The sequence below is a fragment of the Streptomyces sp. NBC_00872 genome, assembly GCF_045161915.1.
Lineage (GTDB): Bacteria > Actinomycetota > Actinomycetes > Streptomycetales > Streptomycetaceae > Streptomyces.
Window position 1 is genome coordinate 6,083,473 of sequence record NZ_CP108806.1, and the last position, 24,216, is coordinate 6,107,688.

The 24,216-nt window shown below is 72.0% G+C and carries 15 protein-coding genes; 7 read left to right on the forward strand and 8 right to left on the reverse strand.

Annotated elements, in window-relative coordinates; genetic code table 11:
- Positions 1-75: 75 nt before the first annotated feature.
- Positions 76-1,293, reverse strand: coding sequence for an ROK family transcriptional regulator (locus OG214_RS26105; protein WP_363082406.1), 1,218 nt, complete (start codon positions 1,291-1,293; stop codon positions 76-78).
- Positions 1,294-1,463: 170 nt separating this feature from the next.
- Entirely contained in the window at positions 1,464-2,531 is a 1,068-nt protein-coding gene (locus tag OG214_RS26110; RefSeq protein WP_405986128.1) for a mechanosensitive ion channel family protein, read from the reverse strand.
- Between the two features lie 269 nt (positions 2,532-2,800).
- Here OG214_RS26110 and OG214_RS26115 point away from each other — a divergent pair, with 269 nt between their 5' ends.
- Entirely contained in the window at positions 2,801-3,337 is a 537-nt protein-coding gene (locus tag OG214_RS26115; protein ID WP_046504717.1) for an HNH endonuclease, read from the forward strand.
- 168 nt (positions 3,338-3,505) lie between these two features.
- Here the strand turns inward: OG214_RS26115 and OG214_RS26120 are convergent, their stop codons facing one another.
- A complete protein-coding gene (locus tag OG214_RS26120; protein WP_405986129.1) occupies positions 3,506-6,481 on the reverse strand; it encodes a beta-N-acetylglucosaminidase domain-containing protein in 2,976 nt (991 codons plus the stop codon).
- 249 nt (positions 6,482-6,730) lie between these two features.
- Between OG214_RS26120 and OG214_RS26125 the strand changes: the two genes are divergently transcribed.
- The 3 genes from OG214_RS26125 to OG214_RS26135 are packed head-to-tail and all read left to right on the forward strand — an operon-like array spanning position 6,731 to position 9,426.
- Positions 6,731-6,922 (forward strand): hypothetical protein, encoded by a 192-nt coding sequence (locus OG214_RS26125; RefSeq protein ID WP_363082409.1) that lies wholly within the window; start codon positions 6,731-6,733, stop codon positions 6,920-6,922.
- A 15-nt stretch (positions 6,923-6,937) separates the two neighbouring features.
- Complete coding sequence (gene malQ, locus OG214_RS26130) at positions 6,938-9,172, forward strand: 4-alpha-glucanotransferase (RefSeq protein WP_405986130.1); 2,235 nt, start codon at positions 6,938-6,940, stop codon at positions 9,170-9,172.
- Between the two features lie 20 nt (positions 9,173-9,192).
- Positions 9,193-9,426, forward strand: coding sequence for a hypothetical protein (locus OG214_RS26135; RefSeq protein ID WP_365900863.1), 234 nt, complete (start codon positions 9,193-9,195; stop codon positions 9,424-9,426).
- A gap of 190 nt (positions 9,427-9,616) precedes the next feature.
- Here the strand turns inward: OG214_RS26135 and pepN (OG214_RS26140) are convergent, their stop codons facing one another.
- A complete protein-coding gene (pepN, locus tag OG214_RS26140; RefSeq protein ID WP_363080997.1) occupies positions 9,617-12,193 on the reverse strand; it encodes an aminopeptidase N in 2,577 nt (858 codons plus the stop codon).
- A gap of 182 nt (positions 12,194-12,375) precedes the next feature.
- Between pepN (OG214_RS26140) and OG214_RS26145 the strand changes: the two genes are divergently transcribed.
- Positions 12,376-13,596: an MFS transporter gene (locus OG214_RS26145; protein WP_405986131.1), complete on the forward strand. Its 1,221-nt coding sequence runs from the start codon at positions 12,376-12,378 to the stop codon at positions 13,594-13,596.
- Between the two features lie 19 nt (positions 13,597-13,615).
- On the opposite strand, the gene OG214_RS26150 is transcribed toward OG214_RS26145, so the two are convergent.
- Together OG214_RS26150 and OG214_RS26155 are read right to left on the reverse strand one after the other, a co-directional pair.
- On the reverse strand, positions 13,616-14,644 hold the full coding sequence (locus OG214_RS26150; protein ID WP_365900866.1) for an aspartate-semialdehyde dehydrogenase: 1,029 nt from the start codon (positions 14,642-14,644) through the stop codon (positions 13,616-13,618).
- A gap of 193 nt (positions 14,645-14,837) precedes the next feature.
- Positions 14,838-18,143, reverse strand: a complete 3,306-nt coding sequence (locus OG214_RS26155; RefSeq protein WP_405986132.1) for a S8 family serine peptidase — start codon at positions 18,141-18,143, stop codon at positions 14,838-14,840.
- A 207-nt stretch (positions 18,144-18,350) separates the two neighbouring features.
- Here OG214_RS26155 and OG214_RS26160 point away from each other — a divergent pair, with 207 nt between their 5' ends.
- Both OG214_RS26160 and OG214_RS26165 read left to right on the forward strand, forming a co-directional pair.
- Positions 18,351-18,806, forward strand: coding sequence for an NUDIX hydrolase (locus OG214_RS26160; RefSeq protein ID WP_363080993.1), 456 nt, complete (start codon positions 18,351-18,353; stop codon positions 18,804-18,806).
- Positions 18,807-18,895: 89 nt separating this feature from the next.
- Entirely contained in the window at positions 18,896-20,047 is a 1,152-nt protein-coding gene (locus OG214_RS26165; protein ID WP_405986133.1) for a serine hydrolase domain-containing protein, read from the forward strand.
- A 107-nt stretch (positions 20,048-20,154) separates the two neighbouring features.
- Here the strand turns inward: OG214_RS26165 and OG214_RS26170 are convergent, their stop codons facing one another.
- A complete protein-coding gene (locus tag OG214_RS26170) occupies positions 20,155-21,249 on the reverse strand; it encodes a hypothetical protein (RefSeq protein ID WP_405986134.1) in 1,095 nt (364 codons plus the stop codon).
- A gap of 159 nt (positions 21,250-21,408) precedes the next feature.
- Entirely contained in the window at positions 21,409-24,090 is a 2,682-nt protein-coding gene (gene pepN, locus OG214_RS26175) for an aminopeptidase N (RefSeq protein WP_363080990.1), read from the reverse strand.
- Positions 24,091-24,216 lie beyond the last annotated feature (126 nt).

Here is a 24,216-nt window from a genome sequence, read left to right on the forward strand (position 1 = left end):
CTTCGGGCGGGTCTTCGTGCGGGACTTGGCCCGGGACTCGGCCCGGGACTTCGGGCGGGACTGCTGGGACAGGCCCTAGCGGGAGGTGTCGAAGACCTCGTCGCGCGTGGCGGACAGGGCGCTCTCCAGAGCGCCCCGCAGTACGGGATGGCGGTGCACCTCGCCGATGAGGAGCCGGGGGCGGGAGGCGGCCAGCTCGGCCAGCTCCGCCTGGACCAGGGCGCGCAGCGGCTCACCGCCGGCGGCGGTCAGTCCGCCCGCGAGGACGATCAGTTCGGGGTCGAGTACGGCGGTCACCGAGGCGAGACCGGTGGCGAGCCGCTGGGCGAACAGCCGCAGCAGTCCCGCCAGCCGCTCGTCCTGCTCATGCCCGGCCGCGGCGCGGGCCAGCAGCCCGGCCGCGACCTCGGCGTACGGCTGCTCCGGGGTGTCGATGCCCAGGGACTTGGCGAGCCGGGGTACGGACTGCGCGCCCGCCAGCTCCTGGAAGCCACCGCTGTTGGCCCGGACCACCTGGCGTACCAGCGGGGTGCCGGGGACCGGCAGGAAGCCGACCTCGCCCGCGCCGCCGGTGAAGCCGCGGTGCAGCCGTCCGCCGATGACGAGGGCGGCGCCGAGGCCGTCCTCGTTCCACAGCAGGACGAAGTCCTCATGGCCGCGCGCCGCGCCGAGACGCTGCTCGGCGACCGCCGCGAGGTTCACGTCGTTCTCGTACTCGACGGGCATCGGCAGCACCGCGGCCAGCTCGTCCAGGAGCGTGGCGGAGTGCCAGCCGGGCAGATGGGACGCGTACCGCAGCCGGCCGGTCGACGGATCGAAGGCGCCCGGGGTGCCGATCACCGTCCGGTGGATGTCACCGCGCGTCAGCCCCGCGGCCTTGACGGCCCCCTCCAGGGCGTCCGTCACCTGCCGTACGACACTCACGGCCCGGCGGCCTGGGGTCGGCAGTTCGAACTCCCCGACGGTGGTCCCGGTGATGTCGGCGACGGCCGCGCGTATCCGCTGCGGGTTCACATCGAGTCCCGCGGCGAACGCGGCGCGCGCGTTGACGGCGTAGAGCTGTGCGTTGGGTCCCGGCCGTCCCTCGGTGGTCCCGGTGGCGACGACCAGGCCGGCGGCTTCGAGCCGGGCCAGCAACTGTGACGCGGTCGGCTTCGACAGACCGGTCAGTTTGCCTATCCTCGTACGGGAGAGCGGCCCATGGGCCAGCAGCAGATCGAGTGCGGCCCGGTCGTTCATGGCCCGCAGCACACGCGGCGTTCCCGGTGACGGAGGGGGCGGCACATCGCTCATGGACGCGGCACCTGCCTTTCGCTGCTCGTTCTCCCACACTGTTAGGAAAGTTTCCTATTGGGGTGCGAGGAAAGTAAGCCGGACGTCAGGAAGGCGTCAATACTCTCCGGCGTGACACACCCCCGAGGCAACCAAAGCGTTACCTGCGGGGGCGCGGGTACCGGATCGCGCTACTTCGTGAGATTCGACGGCGGGTTGAGCGGGGCCGCCGCCAGGGACTGCGGGGACGTGGGGCTGGCCAGGGCCGAGGGCGCGGACACACCCGCCGCCGGGTCCGGCGCGGGCGCCTCCTCCACGGCCGGCGGCAGACCGCCCACGATCCGGATGCCGGCCTCGTCGAACGCCCGCTTGATCCGCCAGCGCAGCTCGCGCTCCACGCCCAGCGACTTGCCCGGCATCGTCTTCGCCGAGAGCCGTACGGTCATCGAGTCCAGCAGCACCGAGTCCAGACCGAGAATCTCCACCGGGCCCCACAGCCGCTCGTTCCACGGGTCGTCCTTGGCCATCCGCTCGGTGACCCCGGCGATGACCGTACGGACCCGCTCCAGGTCCTCCGACGGCCGGACCATCACATCGACCCCGGCGGTGGCCCAGCCCTGGCTCAGATTGCCGATCCGCTTGACCTCGCCGTTGCGCACATACCAGATCTCGCCGTTGTCCCCGCGCAGCTTCGTCACCCGCAGACCGACCTCGATCACCTCACCGGAGGCCACCCCCGCGTCGATGGTGTCCCCGACGCCGTACTGGTCCTCCAGGATCATGAAGACCCCGGAGAGGAAGTCGGTGACGAGATTGCGCGCGCCGAAGCCCAGCGCCACACCCGCGACACCGGCGGAGGCCAGCAGCGGGGCGAGATTGATGTTGAGCGCGCCGAGCATCATCAGCGCCGCCGTACCCAGGATCAGGAACGAGGTGACCGACCGCAGCACCGAACCGATCGCCTCGGAGCGCTGACGGCGCCGCTCGGCGTTTACCAGCAGCCCGCCCAGCGCGGTGCCCTCGACCGACTGGACACTGCGGTTCATCCGCTCTATCAGCTTGGTCAGGGCCCGCCGGATCACATGCCGCAGCACCAGCGCGATGATCAGGATCAGCACGATCCGCAGACCGATGCCCAGCCAGGTCGCCCAGTTCTGCTCCACCCAGCCCGCCGCGTCCGTCGCCCGTGCGGCCGCTTCGTCGAGGGTGACGGGGTCGGACGACGAGGGGCCGGCGGCCGGCAGGGCGGACCAGGACACGACGGGAACCTCCAGGTGTGCGCGGGCGGTCCCACCACACTAACGGGGCAGTGCGGCGCGTCCGATGATGTGATCGAGGGAGAGACACGGCTCACGCGGGTCCCGGGCGGTCGTCATGGGCCCGGGAATACGGGGGAAGTGTCCGGTGTGGTCGAAAACACTCCCAGCCCGTTACCGGGACGTGGTGGCGTTTCCACCAGGCATGAGGAGAGACTGGAGCAGATCGTCCCGGCGCGAGCCACGCGCCGCCGGCGTAATAGGAGGCATCCGTGCCGCATGTCCTGGTCCTCAACGCGTCGTACGAGCCGCTCGGCGTCGTACCGCTCCGCCGCGCGCTCGTCCTCGTCCTGGAGAACAAGGCCCTCTGCCTCGAGGAATCCGGCGCCTTCATGCACAGTGAGACCCGAGTCATCCCAGCTCCCAGCGTCGTACGGCTGAAGCGCTTCGTACGGGTCCCTTACCGGGGGCCCGTTCCACTGACACGCCGTGCGCTCTTCGCCCGTGACGGCGGTCGCTGTATGTACTGCGGTGGTGTCGCAACCAGCGTCGACCACGTCATTCCGCGCAGCCGTGGCGGACAGCACGTGTGGGACAACGTGGTGGCGGCGTGCCGCCGGTGCAACCACGTCAAGGCCGACCGCCATCTGCGGGAGCTGGGCTGGAGACTCCACCAACAACCTGCCCCGCCGTCGGGCCTGGCCTGGCGGATCATCGGGACCGGACACCGGGATCCGCGCTGGTTGCCGTACTTGCAACCGTATGGCGCGGAGGACGCGATGGCTCGGATCGACGGCATTTCAGCCTGACGATCCGGGTCTCCTCTGTTTTTTGAGGCTCGGTTCGCCTCCGGGGCGCGGGGCGCCTCCCGGCGGGGGGCCGTGGTTCCGTGCCGGTCGCGGCGCGGGCCGGTTCGGCGTGCGGGTTGTCCTCAATCGCCGGACGGGCTTGAGTGTGGCCCGCGCGCGCCGCGCCCCCTACTCGGCCACCCCGTACGCCTCCACCGTGAACAGCGAGTAGCCGAACCGCGTTCCCCTCGCGTCTCCCTGGACGCGGACGAAGCGCGTTTCCCTCGCGTCCATGCCGATCGCCTCGCGGCCCCCCTTGCCGTCCGCCACCGTCGCCGCCGTCCGCCAGCTCCGGCCGTCCGGCGAGACCTGGATGCGGTAGCGGCTCGCGTACGCGTCCTGCCAGTGCAGCACCACCTGGCCCAGCCGCGCGGGCCGTGCCAGTTCGAGCTGCCACCAGGCACCGTCCTCCACGGGGGAGGACCAGCGGGTGACCGGGTCGCCGTCGAGCGCGGCGGAGGCCGGGAAGTCCGGGGTCTCGTCGCCGGAGGACGAGGCCGTCCCCGTACGGGCGAGGTCCGGCCCGCCCGTGCGCGGCGAGGCCCGGACCGTCAGTGTGCGCTCCTCGCCCGCGAAGGCGAGCGGCACCTCGTACGTACCGGCGGGCGTCCCCTCGGGGACACTGACCTCGACGGGAACGTGCGTACGAGAGCCCCGCGGCAGCGTCGTCTCCTTGGGCACCCTCACCCGAATGCCCGAAGGCGCCTTCGCCGTCAGCTCGCCCCGTACCGTCCCCGGCCGCTGCGCCGCCAGCCGGGCCTGGACCCGCTGCGGCTTCCCGCCGATCTGCGCGTCCGCCTCGCCGCGTACGAGATCCAGCCGGGCCCGCGGCTCGTCCGCGTACCAGGGCACCACATGGCGTACGGCCGGGGTCGGCGCGCCGGGGCCCGCGACACCCGAGCCGGAGCCCGCGCCGGGCGAGACGATCCGTACCGCGTCGATCCGCAGCCCCTTCGCGTCCGACTGGGTCCAGCCGCTCGTCGACAGCGGTCCCAGCGCCCGCCAGCCCTGGCCGGGGACATGCGCCTCGACGGTCGCGCCGGCGCCCGTACCGGGCTCGGACATCGTGTTCACCGCCTCGACGGGCCTGGCCGCGCCGAGATCGACGGTGTACGAGCGCCCGTCCTTGGCGACCTTCTCGGCGGCCGGGGCCCGGTCCGCGCCCGTCCACGCCGACGACTCGTCCACGGCCCGGTCCAGGAAGGGCCCCAGCACGCCCTTGCCGACCGTGGCCCGGCTCGCGCGGGCCTCCTCGCGCAGCGGCTCCAGATCCAGCAGCCCCTGCCAGGCCGCCGCGCCGTCACCGCGGTCCTGCGCCTGGAGCATGTCGACGGCCACCTCACCCGCCCTGCCGTAGCGCGCGAGCTGGTCGAGCCAGGGCCGTACCTCGTCGTCGAGACGGCCGTCCGCGATCCCCGCCAGCCGCCGCGGGGCCTCGCGCATCACCGTGAAGGCGGCTCTGAGCCTGTCCGCCGCGACGGTCCTGGTCCCGCTGTCCGCGGTCGTACGGGACCGCCAGAAGCCGGCCAGCAACGGCTGGAGATACGCGGACTCCGACGAGCTGAGGATCGACGACGCGTCATTGCCCGCGAGCGCGGCGAGCGCCTCGCGCGCCTCGGCGTCCCCGCCCGCGAGATCGTCTATCGCGGCCCGCCAGGACTCCCGCGGCTGGTAGCCACGCGGATTCCAGGCGTAGTCCGCCGCGGTGAAGAGCGGGATACGGGACGCCGACGCCTGCTCCATGGCATTGGCGAGCAGGGCGACGGAGCCGGTGGCCACGGCCGGCTCGCGGCCGGTGTACGGGCCGAGGAAGATACGGCCCTGCTCGTAGTCGTTGACCGGGTAGTTGTCCATGGTGACCAGCGGACGCCCGAACGCGGCGCGCGCGCCGGCCAGTTCCAGGCCCGTGATGGTGCGCGGTACGACCCCGACGCCCGTCCACGCCACCTGCACCCCCGCGTCGAGTCTCCCGGCGAGCGCCTCGCGGTACTCCGTCGCGCCGTCCTGGTAGTACTCCGTCGGCATCACCGTCAGCGGCTCCGCGCCGGGGTACCGCTCCGCGAGATGCTGCGCCACCGCGTTCGCCACCCGCGCCTGGGCCGCCGCGGCCGCCGCCGGACCCGAACCGAAGGTGTCCGCGTCCCGGCCGCAGTGCCATTCGCTGTAGCTGACGTCCTGGAACTGGAGCTGGACCGCGCGTACGCCCAGCGCCCACATCGCGTCGACCTTGCGGGTCAGATCCCTGAGATCCCGCCGTGAGGTCATGCACATGGCCTGGGCGGGGGCGACGGCCCAGGCCAGCGTCACATGGTTGCGGCGGGCACGCTCGGCCAGCTCGCGGAACTCCGTCCGCCGCTCGGCCGGGTACGGCTCGCGCCAGCGCGCCTGGCGGTACGGGTCGTCGCCGGGCGCGTACAGATAGCGGTTCTGTTTGGTACGGCCCATGAAGTCGAGCTGGGCCAGCCGCCGCGCGTGGTCCCAGGGCTGGCCGTAGAACCCCTCCGCCGTCCCCCGTACGGCCGTACCGGGCCAGTCGCGTACGAGCACTCCCGGGACGGAAGCACGGCCGTTCCGCTCCACGACGAGCTGGCGCAGCGTCTGCGCGGCATGGAAGAGACCGTCCGCGCCGACGCCGTCCAGCGCGACGGTGCCCCGCCCGGCCACGGTGCCCACGGCGATCCGGTAGCCCCCGGAGGGAAGGTCGGCGGTGTCCGGCGCGCGCAGGGCACGCAGCGCCTCACGCGCACGGCTGCCGCCCACGAGGACGAGCGGTCCGCCGCCGGTGGCGGACGCGGTGCGTACGGTACGGACCCCCGCCGCGCGCAGTACCTCTGTCACCGCCTCGACGGCGTACGTGTCGGCGCCGGGGTCCGCGACGACGGTCACCTCCGCGCCGAGGGGCACCGGCTGCCCGGCCGCCCTGATCGTCTGCGGCCGGGGCCACACGGCGGGGACCGCGGCCCCGCCCTCGCGGTCGGGCGTGGTGGCCGAGGGGGAGCCGGGCTCGCGGGGGGCGGCCAGCGCGCCGGGCGCGGTGCCGAGGAGACCGCCGATCACGGCGACCGCGACGGCGGTCGCGGTGCCCCTTCTCCGCCCGAGCCGCATCTCTGCTCCCCTCGTGCCTTCTGGTCCCGACCCACGCGGCAACGACCCCACCACCCGCGCGGTGAAGGTGTCAATGCGCGTGGCCGTTGTGTCGCATTTGCCGGTCTGTGATAGGCAGGACGTTCAACTGCCGCACAGGGAACGGATCGTGACTCGACACACGTTTACCGGCAGTACGCGTCTGCGGCCGCGCCCGCTGGGTAGGGCTGCTGTGACCTGTTCTGTTCCCTGTCCACGGGAGGCGCCGCCATGGACGCATCCGTACAGATCCTGCCGTCCGCCCGCTCCAAACAGACAGACCCGACCCCGTTGACCAGCGAGCCCCCGCTCGCCGACGCGGCCCCTCTCACCAGTGAGCCCCCGCTCGCCGATGCCGCCCCGCTGACCAGCGAGCCGACCGCGCCCGGCACGGCGGGCGGCCCGGAGTCCCCCGGCATCTGATCCACAGGAGTGCGTATGGGCCTGGCCAGGCTCGCCGAGCTGCACGGTGTCGCCACCTCGTACGCGCCGTCGCCGGGCGTCAGTGTCACCGTCCCCGGTACGACCGTCGTCTCGGTGCTGGCCGCGCTGGGTGTCGACGCGTCCACCCCGGAGGCGGTGGACGAGGCGCTGAGCCGCGCCGAGTCCGCCGCCGCGAGCAGGCTGCTGCCGCCGACCCTGGTGCTGTGGTCCGCACGGGGCGCGGCGGAGGGCGCGGCCGGTACGGAGCTCGTGCTGCCGCCCGCCCTGGCCGCGCTCCCGGCCGGCTCGGCGCTCGGAGTGGAGACCGAGGGCGGGGAGTCGGTGGAGCTGCCGCCGTCGGGGCCCGGGGCGTCCGCCGCCTGGGCGGAGCTTCCGCTCGGGGTGCACCGGCTGACCGTCCGCACGCCCGCCTCGGCCTCGGCCTCGGCCTCGGCCTCCGACTCCGCCTCGGCCTCCGCGTCCGCGTCCGCGTCCGACGACCGTCAGGAGCGGACGGAACGGACCGTGCTCGTCGTCGCGCCCGACCGGGTGCCGGGTCCCGCCGGCCGCACCCACGGCTTCCTGGTGCAGCTCTACTCCCTGCTCTCCCGCCGCTCCTGGGGCATGGGTGACCTCGGGGACCTCGCCGAACTGGCCGCCTGGTCGGGGCGCTCGCTCGGCGCAGGGTTCGTCCAGATCAACCCGCTGCACGCCGCCGTACCCGGCACGCCCACCGACCCCTCGCCGTACCGCCCCTCCTCGCGCCGCTTCCCCGACCCGGTCCATCTGCGGATCGAGGCCGTCCCGGAGTACGCGTATGTCCACGGCCCCGACCGCGAGCGGCTCGACGGGCTGGTGGAGCGGGCCGCAGCCCTGCGGGAGGCCGTCCTCGACAAGACCCCGGGCAAGGCCGCGCTGATCGACCGTGACGCCGTCTGGGCACTCAAGCGCGCGGCCCTGGAGATTCTGGACACCGTCGAGCTGGGCCCCGGCCGCCGCGCCGGGTACTGCGACTTCCTGGCCGCGCAGGGCCGGGCCCTGGAGGACCACGCCACCTGGAACGCCCTCGCCGAGGTGCACGGCCCGCGGTGGCGCGACTGGCCGGCCGGGCTCCGCGATCCGCGCTCCGCCGAGACGACCGCGGCCCGGCGGCGGCTTCTCGACCGGGTCGACTTCCACTGCCGGCTCGCCTGGCTGACGGACGAGCAGCTCGCCGCCGCCGGCCGCGCGGCCGGGGACGCGGGCATGGCCGTCGGGATCGTCCACGACCTCGCCGTAGGCGTCCACCCGGACGGCGCCGACGCCTGGGCCCAGCAGGACGCCTTCGCGGCCGGTATGTCGGTCGGCGCACCGCCGGACGCCTTCAACGCGCTCGGCCAGGACTGGGGGCTGCCCCCGTGGCGCCCCGATGTCCTGGCCGCGTCGGGCTACGCCCCGTACCGAGGACTGCTCAAGGGGCTGCTGCGGCACGCCGGGGCGCTGCGGATCGATCATGTGATGGGGCTGTTCCGGCTCTGGTGGGTGCCGGAGGGCCAGGAACCCACCCGGGGAACGTATGTCCGATACGACGCCGAGGCGATGCTCGCCGTCCTCGCCCTGGAGGCCCACCGCGCGGGCGCCGCCGTCATAGGGGAGGACCTGGGCACCGTCGAGCCCGGCGTACGGGAAGCACTGGAGCGGCGCGGGGTGCTCGGCACCTCGGTGCTCTGGTTCGAGCGCGACTGGGACGGTACGGGACGGCCCCTGCCCCCCGAGAGCTGGCGCGAGGGCTGTGTGGCCACCGCCACCACCCACGATCTGCCGTCCACGGCGGCCCGGCTCACCGGGGAGCATGTGGAGCTGCGCCACCGGCTCGGGCTGCTCACCCGCCCGCTGGAGCGTGAGCAGTCGCGGGAGCAGGCCGAGGTCGCGGAGTGGCTCGGCTTCCTGACCCGCCTCGGGCTGCTGCCCGGGGACAGCGAGGAGGAGCAGATCCGCGCGGTGTACCGGTTCCTGCTGCGCACCCCGGCGCGGCTGGTCGGGGTCTGGCTGCCGGACACGGTGGGCGACCGCCGGCCGCAGAATCTCCCGGGCACCTGGGACCAGTACCCCAACTGGCGCCTGCCCGTCGCGGACGCCGAAGGCCGTCCGGTGACCCTGGAGGAGCTGGCCGCCTCGCCCCGGCTGCACGCGCTGATGGAGGTGTTCCGGAGCGGTACGGCACCCGGTTCGGCACCCGGTACGGCACCCCCGCCCGCGCGGCCGGTGTAGGCGTTCGCTACGTTTGCACCGTGGACAAGAAGAACGCTCTGCGCGCCGGCGCCCTGGCGGCCGGTACGACGCTGATGATGCTGCTCATGTCGTCCCCGGCGCTCGCGCTCTCCCGGGACGACGGCGACGACCCCGGCCCCGGGCTGAGCATCGCCGAGACGCTCGGTCTGTATGTGGCGGCCCCGCTGGTGATCTTCGGGATCATCGCGGGCCTGGTCATGGTCCTCGACAAGTCCCACAAGCAGCACGTCTGACCCCATGGGCCGACAAGGCGCCGCCCCGCACCGCAGAGTGCGCCGGGCGGCGCCTGCATGCGCGCAGTGCGTGCCATGAGTGCCGTCCGCCGTGCGTGCGGTACGTGCGGCGGGGGGACGTGGAGCACGTGGGGGACGGTCCGGGCCCTGTCGCTGTGCTCCGGGCCCGAACCGTCCCCGCTCGCCGTTGTTACGCGGTGGCCGCCGCCTCGTCGGCCGCCTGCGCCCTCAGCGCGCGCTCGACACCCGACCTCGACTCCGAGATCAGCCGGCGCAGCGCCGCGTTCGGACCCGCCGAGGCGAGCCAGGCGTCCGTCGCGTCCAGCGTCTCCCGGGAGACCTGGAGGGACGGGTAGAGCCCGACCGCGATCTGCTGGGCCATCTCATGGGAGCGGGACTCCCAGACGTCCGCGACCGCCGCGAAGAACTTCTCCGTGTACGGCGCCAGCAGCTCACGCTGGTCGGTCTGGACGAAGCCGCTGATCACCGCCTCCTGGAGGGCGTTCGGGAGCTTGTCACTCTCCACCACCGACGCCCAGGCCTCCGCCTTGGCCTCGGGCAGCGGACGCGCCGAGCGCGCCGCCGCCGCGTGCCGCTCGCCCGCGGCCGTCCTGTCGCGCTCGTACTCGGCCGCGATCTCCTCGTCGTCGTGCAGACCCACCGCGGCCAGCCGCTGGACGAACGCCCAGCGCAGCTCGGTGTCGACGGCCAGGCCCTCGATCGTCTCCGTACCGTCGAGCAGGTTCTGCAACAGATCGAGCTGTTGAGGGGTGCGCGCGGTCGCCGCGAACGCCCGTGCCCACGCCAGCTGGTGGTCGCCGCCGGGCTCGGCCGCGCGCAGATGCGCCAGCGTCGCGTCCGTCCAGCGCGTCAGTCCCGCCTCGCGCCACGCGGGCGCCGCGTACAGATCGAGCGCCAGCTTCACCTGGCGGTGCAGCGACTGCACCACACCGATGTCCGACTCCTTCGTGATGCCGGAGAGCACCAGCTCCAGGTAGTCGCGGGTCGCCAGCTCGCCGTCCCGGGTCATGTCCCATGCCGACGCCCAGCTCAGCGCGCGCGGCAGCGACTCCGTGAAGTCCCCGAGATGCTCGGTGACGACCCGCAGCGACTCCTCGTCCAGCCGGACCTTCGCATAGGTCAGATCGTCCTCGTTGAGCAGGATCACCGCGGGACGCGGGGTGTTCGCGGGGAACGGCACGTCCGTGCTCTCCCCGTCCACGTCCAGCTCGATCCGGCTCGTACGGACCAGCTTGCCGGTCCCGTCCAGGTCGTAGCAGCCGATCGCGATCCGGTGCGGGCGCAGCACCGGCTCGCCCTTGGCGCCCGCGGGCAGCGCCGGCGCCTCCTGCCGTACGGAGAACGACGTCACATGGCCCGACGCGTCCAGCTCGATTTCCGGGCGCAGGACATTGATGCCGGCCGTCTCCAGCCACGCCTTCGACCAGGTCTTCAGATCACGCCCGGAGGTCTCCTCCAGCGCGCCCAGCAGATCGGAGAGCCGGGTGTTCCCGTACGCGTGCGCCTTGAAGTACGCCTGGACGCCCCGGAAGAACTCGTCCTGCCCGACATACGCGACGAGCTGCTTCAGTACGGACGCGCCCTTGGCGTAGGTGATGCCGTCGAAGTTGACCAGCACGTCGTCCAGATCGCGGATGTCCGCCATGATCGGGTGGGTGGAGGGGAGCTGGTCCTGACGGTACGCCCAGGTCTTCATGGAGTTGGCGAACGTCGTCCAGGACTGCGGCCACCGCGAGCCCGGCGCGTCGGCCAGGCAGGCGATCGAGGTGTAGGTGGCGAACGACTCGTTCAGCCACAGGTCGTTCCACCACTCCATGGTGACCAGATCGCCGAACCACATGTGCGCCAGTTCGTGCAGGATCGTCTCGGCCCGCGTCTCGTACGCCGCGTCCGTCACCTTCGAGCGGAAGACGTACTGGTCGCGGATGGTCACCGCGCCCGCGTTCTCCATCGCGCCCGCGTTGAACTCCGGCACGAAGAGCTGGTCGTACTTGGCGAAGGGATAGGCGTAGTCGAACTTCTCCTGGAACCAGTCGAAGCCCTGCCGGGTGACCTCGAAGATCGCGTCCGAGTCCAGATACCCGGCGAGCGAGGGACGGCAGTAGATGCCCAGCGGCACGGACTGCCCGTCCTTCTCGTACGAGCTGTGCACCGAGTGGTACGGACCGACGATCAGCGCCGTGATGTACGACGAGATACGCGGGGTCGGCTCGAAGCTCCAGACGTTCTCCTTGGGCTCCGGCGTCGGCGAGTTGGAGACGACGGTCCAGCCCTCGGGGGCCCGCACGGTGAACTGGAAGGTCGCCTTGAGGTCCGGCTGCTCGAACGAGGCGAAGACGCGCCGCGCGTCCGGTACCTCGAACTGCGTGTAGAGATAGGCCTGCTGGTCGACCGGGTCGACGAAGCGGTGCAGCCCCTCGCCCGTGTTGGTGTACGCGCAGTCCGCGACGACCGTCAGCTCGTTCGGGCCCTCCTGCAGACGCGGCAGCGCGATACGCGAGTCCCGGAAGACCGCGGCGACGTCCAGCGCGGTGCCGTTCAGCACGACCTCGTGCACGGAGGGTGCCACCAGATCGATGAAGGTCTCCGCCCCGGCCTCCGCGCTCTCGAAGCGCACCGTGGTCACGGACCGGTAGGTGCCGCCCTCCTGCGCGCCGCTCAGATCGAGATCGATCCCGTACGAGTCAACGGTGAGCAGGTGCGCGCGCCGCTGCGCCTCTTCGCGGGTCAGATTTGTGCCTGGCACCCGGGTCATCTCCTCGGTATGTGACGTTTCCCGCCATCCTTCCATGCGGACCGGGCCGCCTGCCTGCCAGTATTCCGCCGGGCGGAGCGGCCGAGCGCGAGGTCCGCCGGGCCGGGTCCGTACGGCGGCGCGGCCGAATCCGCGCCGTTGTCCCGCCCCGGCGCGCGGCGAAGTCTGGCCCCATGGACCGGACCATCCGACAGGCCGGGGACCGGCGCGCGATACCGCCGTCCGTCCTCGCCCTCGCGACCGCCACCTTCTGTGTCGTCACGACGGAGATGCTGCCGGTGGGGCTGCTCACCTCCCTCGGCCGGGGACTGCGGACCTCCGCGGGCACGACGGGGCTCAGCGTCACCCTTCCCGGCCTGGTCGCGGCGCTCGCCGCGCCCCTGCTGCCCGTCGCCGCGCGCCGCGCGGACCGGCGGACGGTCCTGTGTGTGCTGCTGGCCGTCCTGGCCGCCGCGAACGCGCTCTCCGCGCTCGCGCCCGGCTTCGGGGTGCTGCTCCTGGGCCGGGCCCTGGTCGGGGTCTGCACCGGAGGCGTGTGGGCGGTCGCCGCGGGCCTGGCCGTACGGCTGGTACCGGAGGAGTCCGAGGGCCGTGCCACCGCCGTGATCTTCAGCGGGACAGCGGTGGCGTCCGTGCTCGGGGTGCCGGCCGGGACGCTGATGGGCGCTCTCGCCGGCTGGCGCTGGGCGTTCGCCGCGATGGCACTGCTCGCGCTGGCGGTCGCGGCGCTGCTCGCCGCCCTGCTGCCGCCGCTGCCCGCCGAGGAGGCCGTGCGTCTCGGGGAGGTCGCGGGAGTGATCCGTATCCCGGCGGTACGGGCCGTCCTGCTCGTCGTGGCCCTTCTCGTCACCGGTCACTTCGCCGCGTACACGTATGTACGCCCGGCCCTGGAGCGGACGCCGGGGCTCGGCGCGGGGGCGGTCGGCGCGCTCCTGCTGGTGTACGGGGCCGCGGGTGTCGCGGGCAACTTCCTGGGCGGCGCCGCCGCCCCCCGAGGTCCCCGCCGGGCGCTGCTGGTCGTCTCGGCGGTACTGGCGGGGTCGGTACTGCTGAGCGTTCCCGCGGGCGGCTCACCACCGGCCGCGGTGGCCCTGCTCGTCGTCTGGGGACTGGCGTACGGCGGGGTCTCGGTCAGCGCGCAGAACTGGCTGATGGCCGCCGCGCCGGGGCGGCGGGAGGCGGCCTCGGCACTCTTCGCCGGGCTGTTCAACGCGGCGATCGCGCTGGGCGCGCTGCTCGGCGGCCGGGCGGCGGACCGGTTCCAGGTCGCCGGCGCTCTCTGGCTGGGCGGGGCGCTGGCCGTGCTGGCGTCGGCGACCGGCGCGCTGATGACGGTCATGAGGGCGGGGCGGGAGTCCCGTACGACCGGGGGAACCTCCCGCCCCGCCGACTGACCACGTGTGGCCCGGCAGGTCAGCCCGTCAGCTCGGCCGCCACCAGCTCCGCGATCTGGACGGCGTTGAGCGCCGCGCCCTTGCGGAGGTTGTCGTTGGAGACGAAGAGCGACAGACCGTTCTCCACGGTCTCGTCGTCGCGGATCCGGCCGACGTAGGAGGCGTCCTGGCCGGCCGCCTGGAGCGGGGTGGGGATCTCGGACAGCTCCACCCCCGGCGCGTCCTTGAGCAGCTCGTACGCGCGCGCCACGCTGAGCGGACGCGCGAAGCGGGCGTTGATCTGGAGCGAGTGGCCCGTGAAGACCGGCACCCGGACACAGGTACCGGAGACCTTCAGCTCCGGGATCTCCAGGATCTTGCGCGACTCGTTGCGGAGCTTCTGCTCCTCGTCGGTCTCGAAGGAGCCGTCGTCCACGAGACTGCCCGCGAGCGGCACCACGTTGAAGGCGATCGGCCGCTGGTAGACGGCGGGCTCGGGGAAGTCGACGGCTCCGCCGTCATGGGTGAGCCGGTCCGCCTCGGCGACGACCTTCTGCGCTTGGCCGTGCAGCTCGGCGACACCGGCGAGACCGGAGCCGGAGACGGCCTGATAGGTGGCGGCGACCAGCGCGGTCAGCCCGGCCTCCGCGTGCAGCGGGCGCAGCACGGGCATGGCGGCCATCGTGGTGCAGTTCGGGTTGGCGATGATGCCCTTGGGGCGGTTCCTGATCGCGTGCGCGTTGACCTCGGAGACGACCAGCGGGACCTCGGGGTCACGGCGCCAGGCGGAGGAGTTGTCGATCACGACGGCGCCCTGGCCCGCGACCTTCTCGGCGAGCGCCTTCGAGGTGGCGCCACCGGCCGAGAAGAGCACGATGTCGAGCCCGGTGTAGTCGGCCGTGGAGGCGTCCTCGACCGTGATCGCCCGCCCCTGCCACTCGATGACGGAGCCCGCGGACCGGGCGGAGGCGAAGAGCCGCAGTTCGGTGGCGGGGAAGTCCCGCTCGGCCAGGACGCTGCGCATGACCGTGCCGACCTGACCGGTGGCTCCGACGATTCCGACCTTCACTGGGGCTCCTCACTCGTGACCGTCCCGGGGAACGCGTTCCCCCATCATGCGTCTGTCCCGGGCCGGGTTGTCCAATCCATTGTCCAAAGGACGGAATGGTCCGGGGGACGGAGTGTCCGGGGGACGGCCCGGCGGAGGAACGCCGAAGGGGCGGGCGTCCGTGTGGACACCCGCCCCTCCATTACCGCACGCGTTACGGGGTGACGCTCGCGATGATCACACTGCCGGTGCCCGCGGCCGTGCCGCGCGCGTTCAGCAGCCGCACCTCACCGAAGAACTGCCGGCCCTCCGGCGCGGCGCTGTTCACCAGCACCTCGGCCGCGGCCTGCGCCGAGGCCCCGCTGTCGAGCTCGACCGCGCCACTGGCGCTGATCGTGCCGAGCGAGTCGGAGTAGTACACGTCGCGGTAGTCGTACGCCGTGGTCCCGGCCGGGACCGAGTAGGCGTCCACGACGGCCGTGTACGTACCGGCGGCCGGGTTGGTCAGGCTGACCGTCTCGTCCGCGCTGGCGCTCGTGGAGGAGCCGATCAGCACGCCGTTCCGGTAGACCAGGAGGTCCAGGTCCGCGCTGTTGTCCGAGGCACCGCCGATGGTGAAGTCGAGCTTCTCGACCCCCGCGCCGATGGCGACCGTGGACTCGATCTGGTCGCCGTCCGAGATGGTCGGGCGGGTGACCTTCGCCGAGCCCAGCGAACCGCCGCCGAGCTTGCCGTCGATGGCGGCGGCGCTGTTGGTGACCGTCCAGGTCACCGGCGCCGGCGTACCGATCTTCGCCTCGGGCAGCGTGGTGACCGCCGGGTCGAAGACCGCGCCGAGGATCGACACGTCCAGCTGGTACGGGTTGTCGAGCAGAGGCGACGTACGGCGGGCCTCGACCTCGATCTCCCAGACGCCGGGCTGCGGGTTCTGGTACGACCGCAGATCCGGACGGCAGGTGTTGCTCGGGTTGTTGTAGTTCGGGTAGCAGAAGATCGTGGAGCTGTCCTCCACGGCCACACCGTACGGGTGGATGGAGATGAACCGGGTCTGGCTGCCCGTGGCCAGCCCGCCCAGCGCCACCTCCAGGGTCTTCGCGCCCTGCGGGACCGTCAGGAAGTACGACGTCGAGCTGTTGCGCTGCACGGACTCGTTCGCCGAGAAGGCGTACGAGGGCGCCCCCAGCGGCTTGGAGACGACCACGGTGGTGAGGATCTGCTTGTCCACACCCTCCGAGTCACGGTCGTCCAGCTCCAGGATGGCGCTGTGCACCCCGGCGGAACCGGGCTTCGCCTCCACGGCGACCGTGACCGGCTGGTTGAGCGGCAGCTCGACGTTGTGGCTGCCGACCAGCGCGAAGGTGCCGTCGTTGTACTTCCACTTCAGCCGGTGCTCCACGCGGCCCGCGGGGCCGGTGGTCCGGGTGATGGTGATGTCGTACTTCCTGCTCTGGCCGGCCTGGAGGCCGCCGTCACGGTCGTACAGACCCGTGCCGAAGCCGGGCGTCTTCAGGAACTCGTCGATCGTGGTGTCGACCGGGGCCTTCACCGTGTACTCGTACGAGCTGGGGTCGCGCTGGATGGCCTTCCAGGCCGCCAGGACATCGATCAGACCCGCGCCCTGCTCATGCGCCTGGAGACCGTCGATCTTCTCGGCGGTGCTGGTGAGCGCCGTCCGCAGCTTGGCGGGGGTGAGGTCGATGCCGTTCTGCTTGGCGGCCGAGATCAGCAGCGCGCTCGCGCCCGCGGCCTGCGGGGAGGCCATCGAGGTGCCCTGGAGCATCGAGTAGCCGGGCGGCAGCGAGTAGCCCGCCTCGGCGACCGGGCTGCCCGGCGCCCAGGTCTGGGTGCTGTTGATGGCGGCGCCCGGGGCGGTGATGGTCGGCGTGAAGCCGCCGTCCTCGCGCGGGCCGCGGGAGGAGAACGGGAGCAGCCCGTACTTCTTCGTCACACCGGAGCCGTAGTTGGCGGCCCAGGTCTCCTTGGAGATCGACGCGGCGACGGAGATGACCTTGTCGGCCAGGGCCGGGTCACTGATGGTGTTGGTACCGGGGCCGTCGTTGCCGGCCGAGATCACCAGCTGGACGCCGTAGGTGTCGATGAGCCGTGTGTACAGCTCGGAACGGGCGTTGTTGCCGTCGTTCAGCGGGGGCAGACCGCCGATCGACATGTTGACGATGTCGACACCGCGGTTGGCGACGAGGTCGATCATGCCCTCGGTGAGCGCGATGCTGGTGCAGCCGCCGCTCCAGGAGCAGGCGCGCGAGGACACCAGCTTGGCGCCGGGGGCGGCGCCGTTCATCTTGCCGCCGAAGAGCCCGTTGGCGGCGGTGATACCGGCGACGTGCGAACCGTGCGCGCCCTCGATGACACCGATGCTGACGAAGTCGGAGGTCGCGCCCGCCGCGTTGTAGACGACGTCCTTGCGGATCTCGACCACGAAGGGGATGCGCTCGGCCACCGGGGTGGCCGGGTCGTCCGTACCGAAGTAGCCGATCTGGAAGCCGTCCTTGTACGGCTTCATCGCCACGTCGTTCGTGAAGTCGCCGTCGTTGTTCAGATCGACGCGGACGGTTCCGGCGGCCGGGTCGTAGAGCACACCCCACACATCGGTGGTGTCACCGTCGCGGTTGAGGTCGCCCGCCATCTCGCCGCCGAGCGTGGCGTTCTCGCGGAACAGGTTGAACTTGTACGAGCCGGCCGGCGCCGTCCACGTACGTCCGCCCGCCGTGAACGACGGGCCCGCCACCGCGGCGTTCATGATGCGCCAGGTGCCGTCGGCGTCGGCGACCGGGTCGGTGGCCGTCACCCAGTCGACGATCTTGCGCTCACCGGTGGTGGTCTTCTGGAGCGCCGGGTGGGCGAGGTCGACGCCCGAGTCCAGGATGCCGATGGTCACACCACGGCCGTCGGCCGTCGGGTTCTTCCGGACGAAGTCCACCGCACCGGTCTCGAAGGACGGGTTGTACGGGTTCTCCGCGGCGGTCCTGCTGTCCGGCGCCGGGTACTTCTCCACGTCCGAGGCCTCGGCGGAGCCCTTCGCGCCCTGCACCGCGTCACCCGCGGGCCTCGGGTCGTCGAGCTTGATCTCCTGGTTGAGATCGATGCCGTGCACGGATGAGAGCTTCTGGGCCGCCCTGATCGCCGCGTCCGCCTTGGCTGTGGGGAGCGTCGCCCGTACGTAACCGAGCTTGTCGTACGTCTTGCCGACCACGGCGCCGGGGACGGCGTCGAGCTGGCCGGCGACCTGCTCGGTCGCCCCGGGAGCGGTGGCGACCATCAGGGATATGTTCTTCTCGCCCGAGGCCTCGGCCTTGGCGAGCAGATCGGCGTCGGCCGACCCCAGCTTGTCTGAGGACGACTTGACGGGAACGGGGGCGGCCGGGTCGTCGGCGCCTGTCGCGGAGAACGCGGGCACCGCACCGGAGGCGATCAGCGCGGCCACCAGGCCGGCCGCCGCCGCGACCCTGGCCACGCGTCTCGGTCCGGATATGGAGCGCTCGGATTCGGAGGTCATCAGCATCCCTGCTTGTGAAAGAGACAGTCCGGATTTCGGTACCGGATGACCGCTCAGCTTTTCCTAAGTGACAGGGGTTTGTGGAGAGCTGTCAGGGACGCGTTTCGGTCATGGCGCACATCCGCCAGCGCGGCGGTTGCGCCATGAAGGATCAATCGGACACATCCTCCGGAGCCCCGGATCTCGTCGCCGTCATGGTTCTACCCTCGCGGGATGAACCAGGAGCTACGAGTCGCCGCCTACGCCGTGTGCGTTCAGGGTGAACAGATCCTTCTCGCGCGGTGGGTGGCCCGTGACGGCACCAAACGCTGGACGCTCCCGGGCGGCGGTATGGACCACGGTGAGGACCCCGTCGACGCGGCCGTCCGCGAGGTCGAGGAGGAGACCGGCTACACCGCCGAGATGACGGCACTGCTCGGTGTGGACTCGATCCGCCGCCGCTACCCGCGCAAACTCGGCAGCTTCGCGGACTTCCAGGGCCTGCGCATCATCTACGAGGCCCGGATCAACGGGGGTTCACTGCGCCCCGAGGCCGACGGCTCCACCGATCTGGCCGCCTGGTTTCCCCTGGACGCGGTCCAGGAGCTGGACCGCGTCGAACTCGTCGACACCGGCCTGGGACTGTGGCGTGAGCGACCGGCGCTCGGCCGTTTCCCCGGGAACGGCTGAAAGCGGGTCAACCCGCCGAGAGCGGAAAACCCGACCGGCGCCACGGGCGTCCTGCCTGCCGACCGCGTTCGCACAACAGGGGAGTTCGCATGGCAGTACCTACGGTCAGGATCGCGTGGACGGGAGCCCTGGCGGCCGTGGTCGTCGCCGGCACGGCGCTCATCGGCCCGGCGGCGGCCGCCCCGGCCCCGGACCGATACGTTCCCGCCCACCGCGCCGCACAGCGAGCCCTCGACGCCGCCGTCCAGGAGGGCGTGCCGGGAGCGCTGGCCCAGGTGACCGACCGCAAGGGCGTCTGGAACGGGAACGCGGGCGTGGCGAATCGCGCCACCGGCCGTGAACGCCTTCCGCAGGACCGTTTCCGCGTCGGGTCCGTCACCAAGACCTTCGTCGCCACGGTGCTGCTCCAACTGGAGGCGGAGGGCCGGGTCGACCTGGACGACACCGTCCACAGCGTGCTGCCCGGACTGGTGCGCGGCAACGGCCACGACGGACGCGTGATCACCCTGCGCCAGTTGCTCAACCACACCAGCGGGATCTACAACTACACCTCCGACGCGGGGTTCATCGGCAAGATCTTCGGCGATGGCTTCTTCCAGCACCGCTACGACACCTGGAGCCCCCGTGACCTGGTCGGACTCGCCCTCGCCCACCAGCCCGAGTTCGAGCCCGGCACGGACTGGGGCTACTCCAACACCAACTACGTCCTCGCCGGGCTGGTCATCGAGAAGGTGACGGGCCGTCCGTACGCCACCGAGATCGACCGCCGCATTCTGCGCCCGCTGGGCCTGCGCGCCACCAGCCTGCCCGGCACCGACGCCCGGATGCCCCACCCGGCGGGCCGCGCCTACTCGAAGTTCTCCCAGGACCCGGCGGCGCCGGTCCACGACGTCACCGAACTCAACCCGACGGTCGCGGGCGCGTCGGGCGCCATGATCTCCACCACCGGCGATCTGAACCGCTTCTACAGCGCGCTGCTCAAGGGCGAGCTGCTGCCGGAGCGGCAACTCGACGAGATGAAGACCACCGTCCCCCTGAGCGACGGCTACGCCTACGGCCTCGGCCTCCAGTCCCACGAACTCCCCTGCGGCACGGTGGTCTGGGGCCACGACGGCGGCATCCACGGCTCCTCCTCAGCCGCCGCGACCGCCGTGGACGGCACGCACTCGGTCGCCCTGAACTACAACGGCGACTGGACGGGCACCTCGGACGCCGTGATGGAAGCGGAGTTCTGCGGCTGATTTTCTTGGCCCGGTTCCGCCCGGGTGGCCGGTTCGTCCTCAATCGCCGGACGGGCTTGTTTCCCGCCCCGCGTCCGGGCGGGAAGCCGGACCACCGGCGGGAGGCGTTATCTCGGGAGCACCAGGACCCGCGCCGCCGGGTCCCGGTCGTCCGCCGCCATCAGGGCCGTGCGGACCACCGTCGCCTGCTGTTCCAGCGACTCCCTGAGCTTCCTCGGGGTCAGGTGGACGACCGTGATGCCCAGCCGCTCCAGGTGCTCGCGCTTGCGGACGGCCTCCGACCACTCCGCCTCCTCGTCCGCCGCGCCCGCGCCGGCGCCGGCGTTTCCCCGGTGCGGGGCCCTCGTGTCCAGTTCCACCGCGACCGCGAACTCCGGCCAGTACGCGTCCACACTGCCGAGCGCCGGCCCGCCGGGAAGGCGCAGGTCGACGTTCCATACCGGCTCGGACAGTTCGTACGTCCGCACCATCTCGTACAGCCGCCTCTCCGCCAGCGCCCGCCCCTCCGTGAGCAGTGAGTCGACCGCCTCCACCACATGGGGCCGTGCCAGCAGGCCGGACAGATTCAGTTCCCGCACCACCGCGGCCGGTTCGCACCGGCCGCCGCGTACCGCTTCGGTCAGCAGCTCGACCACCGTGCGCGCGTCGGTCAGTTCCGCGACCGCGTCGGCCACCGCACGGGCCACGGGCGCCACCGGCAGCCCGGTGACCTGCTCGGGCGGGGGCAGGGAGTGCGTACGGATCAGCCGGGCGCACCCCGTCGACCGCAGCCGCCGGGTGCGCGGGACCAGGACGTCGATCTGTTCCAGCGAGAGCAGCCCCGGCGTGGCGGAGAAGCCGTACAGCGCCAGCGCCGCGAGTCCTGTGATCATCACGGAGTCGTACGGCGGGCAGGACGGAGCCGGGGACGGCGGCGACGACGGGCCCGGCTGCACCGGTACCGCCTTCGCGCTCGGCCGGCCCGCGTACAGCAGTACCGCGTGCAGCCGCTCCTCGCTCGTCGGCGTCCCCGAGTGCAGCAGATAGACCCCCGGCAGCAGTTGCTGCCAGGGGCCGTCGGGGCGGGACTGCGCGGCGGCCCGGCCCGCCGCCACCCCGTGCTCGCGCAACTGCGCGAGCGAGAGCACACGGTGCCGTACGTCACCGGAGCCGGCGAGGTCGCTGAGGGGGCAGGGGAAGAGGGGGGTGGTGTTGTTGTTCATGCCCCGGTCCTGCCCGCGCCGCGCCACCCCTCTAACCCCTGTTACGAGTTCGTCGACAAAATTGGACAAGCTCGGCCTAAAGTACGGGCGTTCGACTGCCGATAACGCGAGACTCTTCGTACGAATCACACAGGTGACGCCATGAGACTCTTCGTATGATCAGCCCCGCCCCGGCCACACCGGGACCGAGTCGGGCCCCGTCCACCCTCCGCGCCCCGCCTCCGTGTCGCACGCCTGGCCGCGCAGCGCCCGCGCCAGATCGTCCCCCGCCTCCAGCACCAGCCTGCGCAGCGCCGGCGCCGCGTCCGGGTGCGCGTCGAGCCAGGCCTCCGTGGCGTCCAGGGTCGTACGGTCGCCCTGGAGCCCCGGATACAGCCCCCGCACCACATGCATGGCGATCTGGATCGAACGCTCCGCCCACACCCGCTCGATGACCTCGAAGTACTTCGCCGCGTACGGAGCGATCAGCTCCCGCTGCCCCGGCTGTGCGAAACCGGCGATCACCGCTTCGACGAGCGCGTTCGAGAGCGCGTCCGACTCGACGACCCGCGCCCAGTCCTGCGCCTTGACCGCCGCCGAGGGCCGCGCCGCCAGACACCGCACCTGGTGGCGCTTGCCCGACGCCGTGTCGTCCAGGGCCAGTTCCGCGTCGATGACCGACTCGTCCGCCGCCCCGTGCGCGGCCAGCGGCTCCAGGAACGCCCAGCGCAGCTCCTGGTCGACATGGAGACCGTCGATCTTCGCCGTACCGTCCAGCAGCCCGCGCAGCAGCTGGAGATCCTCGTCCGCCGCCGCGACCGTGGCGAAGAACCGCGCCCAGGTGAGCTGGTGCTCACTGCCCGGCCCGGCCGCGCGCAGCTCCCGCAGCGCGTTCCCGGCCAGCAGCCACCGGCCGTGCTCACGCCACTCCGGCGCCGCGTAGTGGCTGAGCGCGGACCGTGCCCAGGCGTGCACCATCTGGAGCACACCGATGTCCGTCTCCCGGCCCGCGTGGGTGAGCACCAGCACGATGAAGTCCCGCGCGGGCATCAGCGCGTCCCGGGTGAGATTCCACGCCGCCGACCAGCACAGGGCGCGGGCGAGCGGGTCGGTGAGATCGCTGAGGCGGGCGCGCAGGGTGTCCAGCGACTCCGCGTCGAAGCGGATCTTGCAGTACGTCAGATCGTCGTCGTTGACGAGGATCAGATCGGGGTGCTCGGCCCCCGCCAGCTCGGTGACGACCGTACGCGGCCCGGCGACATCCGTCTCGGCGCGCGCGTACCGTACGAGTTCGCCCTCCGGCGTGCGCCGGTACAGTCCCACGGCCACCCGGTGCGGACGCAGCTCGGGGTGCGACTCCGGGGCGTCCTGCACCACGGCCAGCTCGACGATCCGCCCGTCGCCGAGATATGTCGCCTGCGGGGTGAGGGAGTTGACCCCGGCCGTCTGGAGCCAGGAGCGGGCCCAGCCCGCCATGTCGCGCCCGGACGTCTCCTCCAGCGCGGAGAGCAGATCGCCCAGCTCCGTGTTCCCGTACTCGTTCCGCTTGAAGTAACGCCTGGCGCCCTCCAGGAACGCGTCCTGGCCGACGTACGCCACGAGCTGCTTGAGCACCGACGCGCCCTTGGCGTACGTGATGCCGTCGAAGTTCAGCTTGGCGTCCTCCAGGTCCCGGATGTCGGCCGTGACGGGATGGGTGGAGGGCAGCTGGTCCGCGCGGTACGCCCACGCCTTGCGGTTGTTGGCGAAGGTGATCCAGCCGTTGCTGAAACGGGTCGCCCCGACCAGCGAGAACGAGCCCATGAAGTCGGCGAAGGACTCCTTCAGCCAGAGGTCGTCCCACCACCGCATGGTGACCAGATCGCCGAACCACATGTGCGCCATCTCGTGCAGGATCGTGTTCGCCCTGCGCTCGTACGACGCCCGGGTCACATAGCCCCGGAAGATGTACTCCTCGCGGAAGGTCACCAGGCCCGGGTTCTCCATCGCGCCGAGGTTGTACTCGGGCACGAACGCCTGGTCGTACTTCCCGAACGGATACGGGTAGTCGAAGTGGTCGTGGAAGAAGTCCAGGCCCTGCTTGGTGATCAGGAAGACGTCGTCCGCGTCGAAGTGCCGGGCGAGCCCCTTGCGGCACATCGCGCCGAGCGGGATCTCCAGCACGGTGCCGTCCTCGAACGTACGGCGGTAGGAGTCGGTCACATAGTGGTACGGACCGGCGACGACGGCCGTGATGTACGTGGAGATCGGCTTCGTCTCCGCGAAGTGCCACACCCCGTCGGTCAGTGTGCCCTCGCCGTTGCTCCAGACCGTCCAGCCCTCGGGCGCGGTCACCTCGAAGCGGTACGGGGCCTTGAGGTCGGGCTGCTCGAAGTTGACGAAGACACGGCGGGCATCGGCCGGCTCGTACTGCGTGTAGAGATAGACCTCGCCGTCCTCCGGATCGACGAAGCGGTGCAGGCCCTCGCCGGTGCGGCTGTACGCGCACCGCGCGTCCACGGTCAGTACGTTCTCGGCCCGGAGGCCGTGCAGGGCGATCCGCGAGCCGTCGAAGACGGTGGCGGGGTCCAGCTCCTCCCCGTTGAGCGTCACCGCGTTCACGCCCGGTGCGATCAGATCCGCGAAGGTCGAGGCGCCCGGCCGTGAGCAGCGGAACCGGATCGTCGTCACGGAGCGGAAGGTCCGCGGGGAGGCGGGCGCGGCGGGCGCGGCGGGCGTGTCCTGGGCGGCCTCCGGCGCGGAGAGCGCGTCCGGCGTCCCGTCCACCGCCGAGCGCAGGTCGAGGCGGACCTCGTACCCGTCTACGGACAGCAGGCCGGCCCGCTCACGGGCCTCGTCGCGGGACAGGTTCTCACCGGGCACGGTCACTCCTTCGTGGCTCGCCTCATGGCTGGTCTGGCTTGTCGGAATCGCAGCGATCCTCCCATGTGCCCACGACAGACGGCATCGGGGAATGCTCCCGACCGCCCGGGACGTTGGTCCAGTGAG